At 44.8% G+C, this 17,305-nt stretch carries 15 protein-coding genes; 6 read left to right on the forward strand and 9 right to left on the reverse strand.

The features are described from left to right. Positions 1 to 2 precede the first annotated feature (2 nt). From K1X84_05655 to K1X84_05665, 3 genes are read left to right on the forward strand one after another with little or no spacing between them, the layout of a single operon-like run. A complete protein-coding gene (locus K1X84_05655) occupies positions 3 to 569 on the forward strand; it encodes a hypothetical protein (GenBank protein MBX7151105.1) in 567 nt (188 codons plus the stop codon). Continuing rightward, positions 569 to 1,015, forward strand: coding sequence for a hypothetical protein (locus K1X84_05660; GenBank protein ID MBX7151106.1), 447 nt, complete (start codon positions 569 to 571; stop codon positions 1,013 to 1,015). The genes K1X84_05655 and K1X84_05660 overlap by 1 nt, the downstream gene beginning before the upstream one ends. 51 nt (positions 1,016 to 1,066) lie before the next feature. Continuing rightward, positions 1,067 to 2,131 carry a winged helix DNA-binding domain-containing protein gene (locus K1X84_05665; protein MBX7151107.1) on the forward strand — a complete coding sequence of 355 codons (1,065 nt, stop codon included), beginning with the start codon at positions 1,067 to 1,069 and terminating at the stop codon, positions 2,129 to 2,131. 66 nt (positions 2,132 to 2,197) lie between these two features. Here the strand turns inward: K1X84_05665 and K1X84_05670 are convergent, their stop codons facing one another. Both K1X84_05670 and K1X84_05675 read right to left on the reverse strand, forming a co-directional pair. After that, entirely contained in the window at positions 2,198 to 3,187 is a 990-nt protein-coding gene (locus K1X84_05670; GenBank protein ID MBX7151108.1) for a S1/P1 Nuclease, read from the reverse strand. A 24-nt stretch (positions 3,188 to 3,211) separates the two neighbouring features. Further along, positions 3,212 to 4,291, reverse strand: coding sequence for a beta-lactamase family protein (locus K1X84_05675; GenBank protein ID MBX7151109.1), 1,080 nt, complete (start codon positions 4,289 to 4,291; stop codon positions 3,212 to 3,214). A gap of 145 nt (positions 4,292 to 4,436) precedes the next feature. Here K1X84_05675 and K1X84_05680 point away from each other — a divergent pair, with 145 nt between their 5' ends. Then, a complete protein-coding gene (locus K1X84_05680) occupies positions 4,437 to 6,089 on the forward strand; it encodes an amidase (GenBank protein MBX7151110.1) in 1,653 nt (550 codons plus the stop codon). On the opposite strand, the gene K1X84_05685 is transcribed toward K1X84_05680, so the two are convergent. The 4 genes from K1X84_05685 to K1X84_05700 all read right to left on the reverse strand — a co-directional run bounded on the left by K1X84_05685 (position 6,084) and on the right by K1X84_05700 (position 11,981). After that, the gene (locus tag K1X84_05685; protein ID MBX7151111.1) at positions 6,084 to 6,524 is read right to left on the reverse strand and encodes a hypothetical protein; all 441 of its coding nucleotides are present in this window, start codon (positions 6,522 to 6,524) and stop codon (positions 6,084 to 6,086) included. The genes K1X84_05680 and K1X84_05685 overlap by 6 nt on opposite strands. After that, positions 6,521 to 7,003 carry an RNA polymerase sigma factor gene (locus tag K1X84_05690; GenBank protein MBX7151112.1) on the reverse strand — a complete coding sequence of 161 codons (483 nt, stop codon included), beginning with the start codon at positions 7,001 to 7,003 and terminating at the stop codon, positions 6,521 to 6,523. Before K1X84_05690 ends, K1X84_05685 begins: the two co-directional genes overlap by 4 nt. An 18-nt stretch (positions 7,004 to 7,021) precedes the next feature. Next, complete coding sequence (locus K1X84_05695) at positions 7,022 to 7,453, reverse strand: hypothetical protein (protein ID MBX7151113.1); 432 nt, start codon at positions 7,451 to 7,453, stop codon at positions 7,022 to 7,024. Positions 7,454 to 7,532: 79 nt separating this feature from the next. Beyond that, entirely contained in the window at positions 7,533 to 11,981 is a 4,449-nt protein-coding gene (locus K1X84_05700) for a DEAD/DEAH box helicase (GenBank protein MBX7151114.1), read from the reverse strand. 226 nt (positions 11,982 to 12,207) lie between these two features. Between K1X84_05700 and K1X84_05705 the strand changes: the two genes are divergently transcribed. Then, a complete protein-coding gene (locus tag K1X84_05705) occupies positions 12,208 to 13,308 on the forward strand; it encodes a serine/threonine-protein phosphatase (protein MBX7151115.1) in 1,101 nt (366 codons plus the stop codon). 100 nt (positions 13,309 to 13,408) lie between these two features. On the opposite strand, the gene K1X84_05710 is transcribed toward K1X84_05705, so the two are convergent. The 3 genes from K1X84_05710 to K1X84_05720 all read right to left on the reverse strand — a co-directional run bounded on the left by K1X84_05710 (position 13,409) and on the right by K1X84_05720 (position 15,274). After that, the gene (locus tag K1X84_05710) at positions 13,409 to 13,861 is read right to left on the reverse strand and encodes a VOC family protein (protein MBX7151116.1); all 453 of its coding nucleotides are present in this window, start codon (positions 13,859 to 13,861) and stop codon (positions 13,409 to 13,411) included. Between the two features lie 522 nt (positions 13,862 to 14,383). After that, positions 14,384 to 14,554, reverse strand: coding sequence for a DUF1508 domain-containing protein (locus K1X84_05715; GenBank protein ID MBX7151117.1), 171 nt, complete (start codon positions 14,552 to 14,554; stop codon positions 14,384 to 14,386). A gap of 186 nt (positions 14,555 to 14,740) precedes the next feature. After that, positions 14,741 to 15,274 (reverse strand): hypothetical protein, encoded by a 534-nt coding sequence (locus tag K1X84_05720; GenBank protein MBX7151118.1) that lies wholly within the window; start codon positions 15,272 to 15,274, stop codon positions 14,741 to 14,743. A 417-nt stretch (positions 15,275 to 15,691) separates the two neighbouring features. On the opposite strand from K1X84_05720, the gene K1X84_05725 reads away from it, so the two are divergent. Beyond that, complete coding sequence (locus K1X84_05725) at positions 15,692 to 17,281, forward strand: Na+/H+ antiporter (protein MBX7151119.1); 1,590 nt, start codon at positions 15,692 to 15,694, stop codon at positions 17,279 to 17,281. The last annotated feature ends 24 nt before the right edge of the window (positions 17,282 to 17,305 follow it).

The following is a 17,305-nucleotide window of genomic DNA, read 5'->3' on the forward strand; positions in this document are numbered from 1 at the left end:
ATATGAGTAAATATTTTTGCACATTTTTGTTTTTGGCGACTTTTTCAGTGTTTGCACAATTTGATCGTGGCGGTGCTATGACGTACGAAGGCAAACACAGACATTCATTTTATCTTGAAATGCCTTTTCGTGCAGCGGATTTTGCTGTTGGAGGAACCTATCGTTACTCCATCAAGGGCGAAAAATTTCTCGGTATCACGGCGACGTTTTTTGGGCGACCATTTGGAAAAAGTATTTTAGTTCAACATGGGCGCAGGACGTATTTTCAATGGAAAGAGTACCGGTATGTAATTGCTGCGGGGTTGGATAAAAAATTCTGGTTGAATAATCGATGGGATGCCTTTATCAGCGCGTCGGGTGGTTATACATTTGCCGATTACCGCGGGTCGGGTGAAGGCACATTTATGGGAATGAGCCTCGAAACAAAGGATGGAATTACGCCGGTAATCAATGTCGGTGTATCGTACAAATTTTCACGTTATGTATTTCTGCGAAGCGGTTTGCAGTATAGCGATTTGAAAACAGTTCGCGGCGTCCGCATCTATGCCGGTTTAGGAGGTCAATTGTGATGAACTTCTTACGAAACACTTTTGTTTCTTTTGTACTATCAGCTATTATCCTAAACAGCGGATGTGAAGAATTATTAAATGCGGACGACGATTGTGAAGTAGCGCCCTTTGATTGTATTGATTCGCGTCCGACGGAAGGCCAGTTAATCATTCGTTCTACGATCAATGCCCAAAATCCACAAGTACCGGTATGGGTATATCTCGGAGATTTTGAAAACAATGATCTTGTAATGGATACGATGTTGTCCGTCAACGGTTTAACACTGATCCTGCCGGTCGATCATTATTATTCAGTTGTTGCCAAATATATTCAAGCCGACGGTGATACCGTGTTTGCTGTTGACGGAGACGATATTGAAGTTGATGAGGAAGATTATTGCGATGCTACATGTTTCAGTCTCGATAACGGGCACATCGACGTGCGATTGAAGTTCCCGAAGCAGTGACTTTAAATCCAAATCCTTCCTTTTTATAAAAAATCTTCCAATTCAAATCAAATGATTCATTCTGACGTAGCGCAGTTGCGCTTGGCCAATCAAGGGTTAATTCAAAACCGCGGCGAAACTCCCTCAGAAATCGTTTCGTGGCTTGGCGCCATACAAGCTCAGGATTACACGATGGCGAAGTGGGCCATTGGCGTAAGGCTGCCCGGATCAACTGAGAAAACAATTGAAGCCGCGTTGGATGGCGGCGATATCTTAAGGACACATGTTCTGAGGCCGACATGGCATTTCGTTACCGGGGAAGATATCCATTGGATGTTGGAATTGACAGCGCCCCATATCCGGTCGTCGATGAAATCAAGACACAAACAATTAGGGCTTTCAGCAAGTGTCTTGTCTAAAAGTTATGCTGTTATCGAAAAATTTTTGATGGGAAATAATCATTCAACTCGCGATGAATTGATGGCTAAATTAGAAAAAGCTAAAATTTCAACAAAAGATTCACGTGCATCGCATATTTTCCTGATGGCGGAGTTGGATGGACTGATCTGCAGTGGTGTTTTAAAAGGAAAAAAAACAACGTATGCACTGCTTGATGAGCGAATTTCCAAAAAGAAAAAAATGACACGAGAGGAATCATTATATAAATTATCCAGTCTTTATTTTTCCAGCCATGGTCCAGCCACGTTACAGGATTTTATATGGTGGTCAGGTTTACCAGTCGGCGATGCCAAAAGTGCTTTCCAAACGATTCGAAAAAATTTTATTGAAAAGACTATAGATAAGCAAAATTATTTAATGAAAGATTCGTCAAACCAGACAATCAGCTCGGCTTTTTTACTTCCAGCGTTTGATGAGTTTTTGATCAGCTACAAAAACCGAAAAGCGTCCATACCTTCCGGAAATTTTGCTAAGGCGATTTCAAATAATGGAATTTTCTGGCCGACGATTACTATTAATGGGCAAGTTGAAGGCACATGGAAACGAATACTAAAAAAAGACCGGATGTCCGTTGTTTTCAATTTTTTTAACAAAAAACTCAACACTACTACACAAAAAAAATTACTTGAAAAAACCACTGAAGATTTGAAACTTTTTTTTGATTATCCCAACGTTTAGCGGACGAATTCATTGGGATGTTTCGGCAGCAGTGCATTAATAGCTGTTTTCAAGACAGCTTATTGTTTAAAAATCTGTCTCGCTTTGAATTCCGAACAACTTTCCTTTCTTCCACAAAGACAATTCTTCTTTAAGATTCTTTCGGTTGCGTTCAGTCAATTCTTTCGGATCTAGATTATTCAGATCAGGTTTGCCTGCATTAATCCAAGCTGTGTACCAGAAATTACTTGTTGAACGGATCGCATTGAGGAGCTGGCGCTCGATCATACCGTTGGCTTGGGCATGATATTGACGGGCGTAATTTAACGTGTGAATGACCTGGCTAAATTTATTCTTGGCAGGTTTTCCGTCAGCGCCTTTGACTAAGATGCTATCCGGAGAAAAAGTTTTTTTAAGTTCACGATCAATCATCAAAAGCGTGTCAGCAAGCCTGTGAGAGTGGAGGATAATATCCCACGTTTCCGATTGGACGTTTTCAATGTATTTTGCTTCGTCGGTATGGAAATCATAAGTGGAACCAAACATTTCCGGTAATTGAGCCTCCCAAAATGCGTGGATGCCGCGTTGATTAGTCAATTGTCCGTCATGATTGGCCGATGTGTGCAGAGGCATATTGGCATCGCCGAGATAATGACCGATGTCCGCTGCAAGAAACAGGATTTCGGTTTTTCTTTTTTCTTTAAAAGCGCGCGTCAGTTTATCCATCGATTCCATCAAATACCACGGCAAAATCCCGTTCGTGTCCAAAAATGCTTCGGAATATTTTATTTTCGCTTCTTTCATTGTCAAAGGAATGCTGTCAAGGATCCCGAAATTTTCCAGGTCAATGTAATGGCGCGGATGTTCAGCTTTATCGCGCAACGTGTATTTCCGCAAATCCGGAACGGATGATTCCTGAGTAACAAAATCGATGTGATTGTAAAAAAACTCCAGCAGCGGCGAAGGCAAAGCCAGCACGGCCGCCCGATTGATCCTTTCATGGCCGTACGCTCCCCAGCCTAAAATAACTGGAACGGCAATTACCGGCAAAATTATCAAAGTCAGTTTAGATCGAATAAGTTTTTTTATGGACATGCTTGTTTAATCCTTTACTGCTTTTAAAATGTATTGTTGTAAAAAAATAATAGCTTGATCGTCATGACTTTCATCGTAATTGCCGCCGGTGGAGACCACCACCATGTCTAATTTTGGAATTACAAAAATAAATTGATCCGCAAACCCCCATGCAATTTTTATGTCCTGACGCGTGGGAGAATGATTTTTCAAACTGTCGGCCGCTGTCATCCACCATTGGTAGCCATAACCGAAAGGATACGTTAAAACCGCATGCAACGTTGTAGAAGTGTCGATCCAGTGGGATGAGATAATCGGTACACCTTGCCACATACCTTTTTGCAGATATAGATAACCGATTTTGGCCATGTCACGAGGCGTTAGATATAAACCGGCTCCGGTATTGGTAATCCCCATCGCTGCTTCCGTCCATTTATAATCGGTAATATTCAACGCATCAAACAGGGTTTCGCGAGCAAAAGATTCGGCTGATTGACCCGTCGCATTTTCCAACACACCGGACAACAAAACGCTTGCACCGGTATTATAGACGAAGCGACTACCCGGAGGATCGGACATCGGCCGGTCTAAAACAAATTTACACCAATCGGAGCTGTTTGCCATTTGATTAAAATTATTCGATGGATCATAATAGGAGATGGACAATTCGTTCCAACTAAATCCTGCTCGCATAGATAGTACATCCGACAATTTTACTGATTGTTTGTTGGAACTCATATTTTGAATCTGACTGTATTGCGGGAAAAATGAAAGGAGCGGTTGATTCAAATCATTGATCAGACCTTTGTCAATGGCAATTCCAATCAATGCGGATGTCACGGATTTTGTTACCGAATACATCGGATGTTTATTCGAAGCTCCATAACCACGGTAATAATTCTCCGTTACTAATTGTCCATGTCTGATAATCAGCAGGCTATGTACTTCTCCATAATATCCTGCTTCAATCCGGTCGGACAGTTCATTCAAGATGCCTGAATCTAAGTCCGCACTTTCTGGCGAAGCAACCGGAAGCCAAGGCTGCTCTTCGAGTCCGCCACAAGCAATGAAAAAGACGGTAATCCAAATCCACTTAATTCTTTTCATAGCAACTCCGGAACAAAACTTACGCAAGTGCCCAACCAATTTCAATAATGGTTATGGTAATGTTATTTATTGACCGGTATTGGCTGAATATTTACCTTTCGGTCGTTCAAATCCAGACACATTTTCAGTGAAAGGTAAAATAATTATGAAACGTTTCAGATTTATTTTTGTTGGGCTGTTTATTCTTTGCGGATTTGTTCTTGGCATGTTAGTGCAAACGCAAATGACGATTACGACAGCTGTGGTAGAACAAGCCGAGAAATTAATCGGCTTGAATTTCAATGAAGCCAAGAGAGATTCCATGCTGGAAGGGCTACAGGAACAGTTAGCAAATTATGAAAACATACGTAAAGTAAATTTGTCCAATTCCGTAATGCCGGCCGTTCAGTTTAATCCGATTCCGGGAGGATTTAAATTTGAAACTGAGCGTAAGCCGTTTAAATCGTCAAAACTTGATAAAGTCGATATGCCTACGAAAATCGAGGATATCGCGTTTTACTCCGTCGGAGAATTAGCTTATCTCATCAAAAATAAAAAAATTACTTCCGTGCAATTGACGTCAATGTATCTTGACCGGTTAAAAAAATACGGCCCGAAATTGGAATGCGTCATTACAATTACTGAAGAACTTGCCATGAAACAGGCGAAACGTGCCGATGAAGAAATAGCCAAAGGGAACTATCGCGGGCCGCTGCACGGTATTCCGTACGGCATTAAAGATTTACTTTCGGCCAAAGGTTATAAAACGACCTGGGGATCCGTTCCGTACAAAGATCAGGTAATCGATGAAAACTCAACGGTTGTCAAACGTTTGGAGGAAGCCGGTGCCGTGTTAGTGGCGAAGCTCACGATGGGAGAATTGGCCTGGGGTGATGTATGGTACGGCGGTAAAACAAGAAACCCGTGGAATTTAGAGCGGGGTTCGAGCGGCTCGTCGGCCGGATCGGCTTCGGCCACTTCTGCCGGATTAGTCGGTTTCTCAATCGGAACGGAAACGTGGGGTTCCATCGTCTCACCGTCGACGGAATGCGGCGTTACCGGCTTGCGTCCAACCTATGGACGCGTCAGTCGGCATGGCGCGATGGCATTAAGTTGGTCGATGGATAAAATCGGCCCGATCTGCCGGACTGTTGAAGATTGCGCTCTTGTGTTCAACGCCATTTATGGTCCGGATGGCGTCGACCCGACGTTGTATGACGCTCCATTCAATTACGATGCTTCGATCGACGTAAAAAAATTACGCGTGGGATATTTGAAAAACGATTTTGAAAAAGATTCAGCCGACATGAAGTATTATTCAGCCGTTTTTGAAACATTGAAAAATATGGGTGTGCAATTAGTTCCGGTGGAATTACCCAAATATCCGACCTTCGACATCGCGATCATTCTCAGCGCCGAAGCCGGAGCTGCATTTGATGAACTCACACGCAGCGGCAAAGACGATTTGCTCGTTCGTCAAATTAAAAATGCATGGCCAAATGTTTTCCGTGCCTCTCGTTTTATTCCTGCGGTTGAATATATTCAAGCCAACAGAATACGAAACCTGATTATTCAGGATATGCAAAAACTGATGACGACGATCGACGTGTATCTTGCACCGCCATTTGCGGGGGATAATTTACTTTTGACTAATCTGACCGGCCATCCGTGCGTGGTACTTCCAATCGGATTTACAGAAGATCATTTGCCGAGAACGATAACTTTTATGGGAAAACTTTTTGGTGAGGCACAGATTTTGGCCTTGGCCAAACGTTATCAGGATGCGACGGTATTTCATAAAAAACATCCGGCTTTATAAGACATTACGTGAAGCCGATAGCAGATGCAATTCTGATAATGCGATCAGTAAAAACAAAAGAACAAACGTTTCAAAATTAAAAATCGAAAAACTTCTTTGAATTGCCGCCCAATTGTAGTTGTTGCTGAGAAATAAAACTGTAATTAAAATACATGCAGCAACCATGGAAACTGATGTTCCTGTAGAAATCTGGCGGTTAAATTGGCGTACATTCAGCTCTTTTTTCTGCAATTCGCTTCGAATGAGGACCTGATGAAAAGGCGGAACGTCAGCCTGCTTCTCAGTTTCGGTTTTTATATTTTGAAAAGACTTAAGTAGCTGCTCAGCGAGCCGACAGGAAGCGCACGAGTCAACATGAACGCGTAATTCGTTTGTCCAACCATTTTTCACAATGGCCTGAATAACTTCATTTTCACGATGGCACTCAGAATTCATAACGATTCCTTTTTTGATAAAATTTCCAGCAAACGGTTTTTGGCACGAAACAGCAGAACTTTTACGCTTTTAGATTGAATGTTCAGGATTTCGGCGATTTCGGAATGAGAATAATTTTCGGCATAAGCTAACCACAACAAAGAGCGCTGATTCGATGGTAATTGGCGAAAGGCGCTTTCGAGGTCAATTTTTTGAACAACCTTCAATTCGAAATTTTGTTCCATCTTATCTTCAATGCTAAGCTCAGTCATTTTTTTGTTTGCACGCCAGTGATCCAATACCAGGCGCGTAGCCGTTTGAAACAGATAGGTTTTTCGCTGTTGATCGGTCAAGGATGGAATTTCGCGGCTGAGCATACGCACAAACGATTCCTGAACGACATCGTTAGTCAGATCCTCATCATTACAAAAACGGCGGATGTAAGACCATAACGATTTTGCATGCGACTCATACAATTGTTTGAATTCAGTTTCATTCATGCTGGTAGCGCGCGGTCATTATTTTTGTAAAAACTTCTTGGCAATCACCGCATTGATCAGAAGTCCCAGACCGATGGCAATGGCCATACTTCCCCAATAGTAAAAATCGTGCATTTTATTGATCTGGTTGACATCTTCATATCCGCTCCACGAATAGCCGTTTATCAGCATGGCAATGCCTGCCAAAATTAAAATAACCGCCGCACTCAAAAGCCTTAGAATTTTCAATTCAGCATTGCTCTGATGGTCAGGGAATATCTTTTTTCCATCGCTGCTTTTTAGAAATTCTATGAATTCCTGATACGTTGAGAATTTTTTGATCATTTCGTGTTTGATCTCCAGTTGCTTCATATTCTCGTCAGCCGATAACCGATATTTTCTGAACCAAAGCCATGAAATCCAGCCTGCGAGAGCCAGCAATGCCGGAAATATAAATAGTTCTTCATTCATAATTCACTCCGCGTTTATAACAATAAGACGTAGCAGGCATGCCGAAAGTTAACATTTTTAATTCAAGCAGAGATTTAATTCACGCAATCCCTTTGCCGAGATAGGAACGCAATTTTGGAGGAATGGGACGTTGGACGAGGACGTTTTGCAGAGGCCATTTTTCAGGCTCGTTGATGTTTTCAAGGAACGTGACATCTTTGCCGTCTAAAAGCGCTACCGGAACGCCGTCGCGATAGAGAATACGATTGGCGGCAATATTGGAAACGCGTTTTTCGACGGTGATGACGCCGTGAAGATTGAGCGGATCGGACGCGCTGATGGAAATAAGTTTGCCGGTTTTTTGTTCTTTTTTGATGGAACGTAATTTCGTGACGGCTTCCGGTAGTGCGAACTGCTCGCCCCACACGCCTTCAACAAATCGTCCGCCGCGAATTTCACCGCGCGCTTCGAGCTTCCGGTAAATTTTAGCTAATTCGCGCCACGGCGGCGAAATGGCTTCACGTTCAGCGAGTTTTCTGAACACCACGCCGTAACGTCTGAGCAAAAGCCGGGCGGTAAATTCGATTTCCATGTTTGATTTGTCTGAAGCAGGTGCAGAGAGGGAGCCCGAAACTTGGCTATTGTCCAGAAGTAATCCCCAACGTCCAGCCTGATCCATCGTGAAAGGAGCTTGTTTTTTTCCACGTTCGTGTGCGCTGGCTAATTTGTATTTGGCCGGAACCAGCAACGCGCGCAGTCCTGTAAAACTGTCAGACGTGACAATTCCGAGCGCAACAAGTTCAGCAATGGCTTCTTCCGCTTGTGACTTGAGCACACCGGCCTTGTCAACAATGTCATGGTAAAACGATGCGCCGCGTTCAACTAAAAACTCGTAAACTTTTTTAGTCGTATGCGACAGCGATTCTAAAATTTCTTTCGGCGCGTCGGAAAAATGTTTCCATGTTTCCAGATTCGTTCTCTGCACGAGCATGATCGGCGTGGATTTGACAGGTCCGCGGCCGGAGCCGTTCACACGAAATCGTCCCCATGCAGTGCGGCCGGATAAACAGGCAAAATCGAGCCAGGTAAAATCGTAATCGGTAATTCGCGCCGGTAAAATATCCGATTCCCAAGCCGCTGCCGCCGCTTCAAATCCTTCCAGTTGATTCAAAACTACATTCAGCGCTTCCTGGCCTTCTAAGCGCTCCGCAGGATCGACGTGCTGCCATGAAAATAAGAACCGCATGAAATCAGCCGGCGAAACCGCTTCGATTTCTTTACGCAATTTCTCAAGTGTATAGCGATGAATGCGCGCCAGAATTCGCCGTTCACACCATTCGGTTTCCAATGCATCCGGCTTGAATTTTCCACGGAAAGCAAATCCTTCAACTTCCAATTTGAGTAAAGACTGATCGATGTCAGAAGCCGGTAAGCCGACCGAAAGGGCAAGTTTAGAAGCTGTGACCGGGCCAAGTCCTTCAAGTCTTCCACGAATGATCTCTGTCAAAGCATCTTCGCGGGTCCACGATTGAGCCAATAGTTTTTCAGGAAGATTCAATTCGGGCGTAAAGTGGCCGTTATCAAAAATCGCTTTGAATTGCTGGACGCGTTCGATAGCAAGATAACAGACTGTTTGATTAACCTGAAAAATCGTTGCGCGTTTTTGAGAAGCGAGTTCATCAAAATAATTTTTCCACGGTGCGATTTCCTGTTCGGTCAGAAAACCTAAAAGCGTCAGGGCGTCATGCAATTCATCCGCATTTTCAACTTCCGGCCAGACTTCATCACAGACCAATTCAATGGCAAGCGGATCGAGTTTGCCCAGATCAGCGGCTTCGGAAGGATCAAGCCAGCGACGGCTCATCACGGCACGGGCACGGCGTTCTTCAATCGGAGCGTCATCGAGAAACGCGTACGGACGTGCGTTCAAAATTTCTTGCGCCAACGGCGACGGTTCGCGTAAATCTTTGGCTACCAGTTTGATCTCATTGGCTTCAATGCGCCGGAAAAGATTTTCGAGTTCACCGACGTCCATCGCCTCGAACAAACAATCTTCGATAGTTTGATTGACCAAAGGATGATCCGGAACTTCACGATCGCCGGCGATATTTTCGAGGCACGCGAGTTGATCCGGGAAAACAAGCGCAACCAGATCCTGCGCGTTCATGCGTTGAATCTGAGCGGGAACTTTTTTTCCGTCACGGCGGCGCAGCATAGCCAGTGAGCGCGTTGCATTCCAGCGCCAGCGTATTTCAAACATCGGCGAATCGAAAACAGCTTGTACCAACGTAGGCCGGACGATTTTAGAATTGAGATACGTGAATACTTCATCGACCGGAAAACTATGCGTCGAACCGAGCGATAAAATAATTGCATCTTCTGTCGCCGCGGCCTGAAGCTCGAAATTAAATTTCCGGCAGAATTTTTTCCGAAGCGACAAACCCCATGCACGATTGAGCCGGCTGCCGAAAGGCGAATGAATGATCAGGTGCATGTCGCCGGCTTCATCAAAAAATCGTTCAAGCACGATCGTTGTTTGCGAGGGGATTACGCCGAGTGCCGTTTTCGCAAGGGCGAGATATGTGACAATTTGATCGGCTGCCGCCGAGTGAATTCCAACTTCATTGACTAACCAATCCGGAGCCGTGCCGCGCCATTTTGTCGGCGCAGTCTCTCGATCTTTGAGCGTGGTCGAAGAGTCGGGAGAGAGTTCTGAATTTGCTGCCAATAATTCATCCAAATTTCCAAACCGTGAAGCCACCTCATCTCTGAATCTCGAAACGGCGTACGATAATTCGATACTCCGTCCCGGCGCTTCACCGAGCCAGAACGGAATACTCGGCGGTGACATGCCTGCGTCTGCAACGCGTACTACGCCATTTTCCACACGTAGAATTTGCCACGACTTATTACCCAATTGAAAAATATCGCCGACGCTGGCTTCGAAAGCGAAATCTTCATTAAGCGTTCCGATAAACGTATTCGTCGGCTCGAGGATCACATCGTAATCAAATGTATCGGGAATGGCGCCGCCGGAAGTGATGGCAGCCAACCGGGAGCCTTTTCGTGCGCGCAGGCGTTTGTTGACGACATCGTTAAATAAGTACGCGCCGCGTTTACCACGACGTGTCGTAAATCCATTGACCAGCATCTCGATCGTCTCGTCAAATTCCTTACGCGTCAGATTCCGGTAGGGATACGCGCGCCGAAAAAGTTCGAATAACTCGTCCTCATGCCATTCCTGCGCGGCTACTTCGGCGACAATTTGTTGCGCCAGAATATCGACCGGTTTTTCCGGGATGATGATGTGATCAAGTTCGCCGCGGCGGATCGCGTCAAATAACGACGCGCATTCGACCAATTCGTCGCGTGTGAGCGGAAAAATCCGGCCTTTGGGAGTACCGGTCACGCTGTGTCCGGAGCGCCCAACGCGTTGTAGAAAAGTCGCAATTGATTTGGGCGAACCGATCTGGCACACGAGATCGACGGAGCCGATATCGATACCGAGTTCCAATGACGCCGTTGCAACGAGTGCACGCAGTGCACCGGATTTTAATCGCTGTTCGGCATCCAACCGCTGCTCGCGCGACATACTGCCGTGATGTGCGGTAATTGTTTCGGGTCCTAGTTTTTCCGTAAGATAATGGGCGATGCGTTCGGCCAATCGGCGTGTATTCACAAAAATCAATGTCGTGCGGTGTTCGGCGATCAGTTCTTCGAGGCGGATATAAATTTCTTCCCATACTTCGGTGGACATCACGGCGGTAAGCGGAGAACGCGGAACTTCAATGCCAAGTTCCAGGTTGCGTTTGTGGCCGGTGTTGATGATCGTACATTGGTTCCGATCTTTGAGCGAAGCCGAAGAGTCGGTTTGTGTTTGAGGAGCGGCTTGATCAATTCCAACCAAAAAATCCGCGATCGCTTCAATCGGTTTTTGCGTCGCCGAAATGCCGATGCGCGTTAGCGGTTTTTGAACAAGCGCTTGTAAACGTTCGAGCGAGAGTGCCAGATGCGTTCCGCGTTTGTCGCGCACGAGCGCATGAATTTCATCCACAATCACCGTATGTACGTCATGTAACATTTTACGGCCGTTCTCACTCGTCAAAAGCAGAAACAACGATTCCGGCGTCGTGACGAGAATGTGCGGAGGATGTTTGAGCATCGCGGTGCGCTCGCTGGCAGGCGTGTCGCCGGTTCGAACCATCGTACGCAGTTCGACCCGCGGCAACTGCATCGATGTTAATTCTTCTTCGATACCTTCAAGCGGTCGCTGAAGATTTTTTTCAATATCGTTGCTCAGCGCTTTTAATGGCGACACGTACACGACCATCGTCTGGTTGGGCAACGGCGATTGCAGGCCTTGTTGAATCAAATCGTCGATCGTGGCGAGAAAAGAGGCCAGGGTTTTACCGGAACCTGTTGGCGCAGCAATGAGCGTGTGGCGGCGGCGTTTGATCGCCGGCCACGCGAGCGATTGTATTTCTGTCGGCTGACTGAAGGTTTTAGTAAACCAGTTTGCTACAGCCGGATGAAATTCGTTTAAAGACATAATTAAAATTTGATAATTATAATCGCCACAAAAAAACACAAAAATTTAAACAAATAGTACATGGAAGATACGCACACAGATGACACGGATTTGACAGACTTCGCGCTAAATTTTTAACGATTGGCAATGATCAATCTGTGTTGATCAGTTATATCAGTGTTTTCCGTGTGCCAAGGTTATCAACAATTTCTTGAACTCTACGTATTATTTGCTAAACTTATGCACCATGAATACTAAATCCAACAAAAAAGAACCGCGATTTTTTGAAACGCTTGGTGAAGACTTTCGCACCGGCAATTTCATCGACAATCTGCGCAGAGAAATCCGTGAGTTGAATGATTTTTACCTCGACGAGGAAAAGCGGACCCGGCTTAAAAATATGAACGTTTTTAAACGCGTGATATTTTTTATCGGATGGATTTTGAAAAGCATGTTTTACCGGCTCACGCCGACAAGACGCATTCTGATCATCTTCGGGCTGGTGTTTACATTCAATGAAATGACGTTTCGTTTGCATGAAGTTGATCTCCAGATTAATCTTGGCTCGATCGGCGGAATCGTCATTTTTTTCATTTTATTACTCGAACTTAAGGACAAATTGCTTGCTCACGACGAATTAGCAGCCGGCCGTAAAATTCAAAACGCCTTAATGCCCGAAAAAAGTCCTGAAGTTCCGGGCTGGTCCTTATGGCTTTTTACAAGGCCGGCGAATGAAGTGGGCGGCGACCTTGTGGATTACCTGAAAATCACCGATAAACAATATGCCGTGGTCATGGCTGATGTCGCCGGCAAAGGCTTGCGTGCGGCGCTGTTTACGGCCAAACTTCAGGCTACCGTCAGGGCGCTCGCCTCCGAAAACATCCGTCCGTCGGCGCTTTGCAAGCAAATCAATGCGATCTTTCATCGCGATAGCCTACCCAATATTTTTGCGTCGCTGTTGTACGTGGAGCTCGCGCCGGATTCCGGAGAAATTCGGTTTGTCAATGCCGGTCATTTGCCACCGGTCATTCTAAGACAGCCGTTTGAATATAAAGAACTCGCCAAAGGCGGCCCGGCGCTTGGTCTATCGAAAAGCGCCGCGTACGAAGAACATTCCGTGACTCTGCAAAGCAGTGAAATATTTTTCGCGTACTCCGACGGACTTACCGAAGCCTGCAACGAAGCCGGCGAGTTTTTCGGATCGGAAAGACTCGCTGCACTCCTGTCCCGTCTTCAGAATTTCCCACCTCAAACGATCGGCGAAACCGTCGCCGCCGAAATCACCCGCTTCACCGGCAACACCCGCGCCAGCGATGATCTGTCGATGATTGTAGTGAAAAGGATTTAAAGAAACTCAATTGCTTGAAAAAGAAGATGTTTGATGATTAAAAAACCCGAACAGTTTTGCTATTCGGGTTTTTAAAGGTAGTAATTCTGACTCTACAAGTTTATTTTGACCAGGATTGCAATTCGATAATGTTTCCTTCCGGATCGGTAACATAACACCAAGTGACTTTAGTTCCGACTGAAGTTATCAGTGTCACAATTTCACCGATGGCTTTTCCGCCATTTTCCAAAATTATTTTTTGAGCAGATGGAACATCATCGACCGAGAAAGCTATGTGTCCAAAACCCGGCCGATTGACTACATTTTTGCCGCGGTCTTCAAGGATATTATAATTAAAGATTTCCAAAGTAGGTCCTTCATCACCGTGTCCCGGCAAACGCAGGTGTTCTCCTCGAAGATGTGCACCCTGAATTCCTGTTCCGGCTTCGAGCTTTTCACCTTGAAAATCACGTTCCGGTGGTACCGGAACACAGCCAAAAACGGTCTGATAGAATTTTGAAAGACTTCGCCAGTCTTCTGCAATAAGATTCGTGTGACCATAGCGCGCATTAATGAGCATGTTTTTTTCTCCTTTTCTATTAAAAATTTTGTTGTCAAAAATTCCCGAATAAGATCCTGCAAAGAAAGCCTTCACAATGAAAATGAAGCCAAAAAATAAATTCATCTTAAGTAGAAAAAAAGTTTTAATGTAATTTTTTTTAAAATATAAGGAAACCGCCGTCTCTGCAATGGGCACTTCGTCCTATAAATAACTGGAAAGACCCATAAACTAAATTATTTGATAGTGTCAAAATAAAATTTGATAAAATGTCTACTGCAACTAAATCGAAGAATCTTCGTGCCTTTCTGCTTTCGTGGTCTCCTCACCCCAACAATAGGCGAAACAGTTACCGCCGAAATCACCCGAACACTCGCGCGAGCGATGATTTTGTCTGTACAGATAAATTTAAAAAATCAGTAGGCTGAGAATAGAATATTTTTGTATTTTACTTATAATTTTGTATATTGACTTAATCAAAGTAAAAAAACGAAACGCCTGTATTTATCAGGCGTTTCGAATTGTTAGATGCGGCGGTTACTGTTCGTAAACAGGCGCAGCAGAGGAGCCCTTGACAAGTTCAATCGCGTGCACGCAATCGCTCTTGTAAGAGTAGCCCTCACCGGATGTTGCAATTATCTTGTAATTAGAAGCAAGAAGCCTCCAACGCCAGTAACCGGCAGCATCTTTGTAAACCATGTAGGCCATAATAGCCTCCTTCTGGTTGGTTAATGGATAATAAGAAAACAACACAATTATATTTGTTCTCATATTACCACGAAAATTCTTGGTGGTCTTTTGAAATTCCTGCGTTCAGTAAAGAAGATGCTATAGCAAGAATAAAAAAAATGCCACATGCAAAATTTGATGGTGAAGTCAAATTCAAAATTCCTGCTACTTCTTCTTTTCTTCGTCGTTTTCTGTCTCACTTTCTTCAATAACCTCCGATTTTTTATCAATTGATTTTGTCTTATCACGTTCCCGCAATTTATCAGGGTAAAATTCCCAAAGTCCATACGCATTTCCTTTTGCTGTATCAACAATAACAAAGTCATATCGATTCTTGCTCAAAGAAATAGCGAGGTTTTTTAATCTTAATTTTTGCTTCCAGTCCTTTGGCCATTCAAATCCACCTGTTGATAAGGCATCGAAAATTTCTTCAATTAGAGCGGCTTTTCCATTCATTTTGAGAAATTGTTTAACTGCAGGTGCAACTCCCATTCCAAAAAACGTATCATGATCAATTTTAAGTCGTAATCTACCGGCTCCTGTAAAAGAATCAATAATATCAAACATTTTTTCTCTACCGATAGCTTCACACAAGCCGTTGATCAATTGCTTTGTCTTTGAGACATCCTGTTCCTGTTGCTCTAATTTTTGCAACAAAATATCAAGTGTCTTATTCAAACTCATTTCATTGTCAGACATAAAATCACCACTTTCATTATTAAGCCTAAGTCATCCATAATTGAATTTAAATGATCAGAAGGTGGTTGTCAAGTTAAAAACGCGGCGCGGCAAAAATATTTTTCCCCGGATTAAAATCCAAAAAATTAACCCTTGAAATGCAAATTAAGAATTTAAATACATAATAATTATATTTAAATAATTATTTATTATCAGTTTACAATGCAAGTATTTAATAAAATTATTTGCTATTTATTTAAAAACTAAGCGTCTTTCTCATACATATAACAATTAAGTTTTATTTATTGATAGAGTTGATGCGATTTACAAGTAGAATTTTTTTTAAAATTTTCGTGCCTTTCTGCCTTCGCGGCCTTACATTCCTAAAAAATCTCAGCGCACTCCGCGCTCTCTGGTGTAAAAAATTAACCTGACATTATGGAATCCGTATTCATTGCTCTTGGCGCGCTGATCGCCATTACGATTTTCGGGATACTCGCGCAGCGTGCGCCGTCTTTTCCTTTTCCGATCATATTGGTTCTCGGCGGGCTTTTGGTAAGTTTGATTCCCGATGCGCCGCAGATCCGGCTCGATCCGGCGGTATTTTTTATTTTGTTTTTGCCGCCGCTGCTGTTTGCCGATGGCTGGCTGATGAATCTGCGCGATTTTAAAGCCGCGCGCCGCCCGATTTTGTTATTGTCCATTGGTTTGGTCATTTTCACGACGCTGGCGGTTGGCTGGATCATGCACATGCTGTTTTCCGATTTGCCGATGTCGGTGTGTTTTGCGCTGGGCGCGGTCATCTCGCCGACCGATGCCGTCGCCGTCTCCGCGATCACGGAGCGGCTGAAAGTTCCGCATCGCATCGTCACGATCCTGAACGGCGAAAGTTTGGTCAATGATGCCAGCGGGCTTGTCGCGTTCAAGTTTGCCGTGGCGGCAACGCTGACGGGCACGTTCCATCTGATGGACGTCGGATTTTCATTTTTGTGGTTGTCGGCAGGTGGCATTTGCATTGGCCTGATCGTTGCGTTTTTCATTCATAAACTCCGGTCGAAAATTCTGACCGATCCGAATTCATTGCATCATATTACGATTTCACTTTTGACACCGTTCGCGGCGTATATTCCTGCGGATGCGCTTGGCGTGTCGGGCGTTTTGTCAGCGGTCGCAGCGGGTTTGTACGGCGGCTGGGCCGATCCGCTTTCAATGTCTCCGCAGACACGTATGCGTGCGTGGTATGTATGGGAAATGTTCTTGTTCTGGTTCAACGGACTCGTGTTTTTCCTGCTTGGCATGCAGTTACGCGCAGTTTTGGGCAATTTGCGTGACACGATGAGTTGGTCAGAGTTAATCGGTTATGCAGCATTAGTAGGCGTTGTCACCATCGTCGCGCGGATGGTGTGGGTTTTTCCGGGCGCGTATCTTCCGCGTTGGATTTCACGAAAAATCCGTGAGACGGAACCGCCGCTGCCGTGGCAAAACGTGTTTATCGTGTCGTGGGCTGGTATGCGAGGCGCCGTAACGCTCGCGGCCGCATTGTCGATACCGGTGTTATTGCCGGACGGTTCGGCTTTTCCCGGGCGTGAATTAGTCATTTTTCTGGCGTTCGGCGTGATTTTGATTACGCTGCTGTTCAATGGCCTCAGTTTGCCGTGGTTAATCCGTAAACTATGCATTCGTGACGACGGAATGCTGGACGTCGAAGAAAAAAATGCGCGGATTTTGGGTGCACGCGCGGCGCTGCTCAGCATCGAAGACGCCGTCGCTAAAATGGAAGTCAACGATTTTTACATCCGGTCCATTTTGGATGAATACCGCGACCGGATTCACTCGCTCGAGGGCGATGAAGTGCTGCGCCAAACGGCCGGCGCACGAATGGAGCGTTATCGCCATCTGCGGAAAGCCGCGATCCGGGCGGAACGTGAGACCGCAGTGCAATTGTACCGCGACAGCATTATCAATGACGACGTCCTGCGCCGGATCCAAAACGATATTGATTTTGAAGAAGCACGGTTGGGTAAATAAAGAATTAGAAAGTCATCCTTCGGC

This window comes from bacterium (assembly GCA_019695335.1).
GTDB lineage: Bacteria > CLD3 > CLD3 > SB21 > SB21 > JABWBZ01.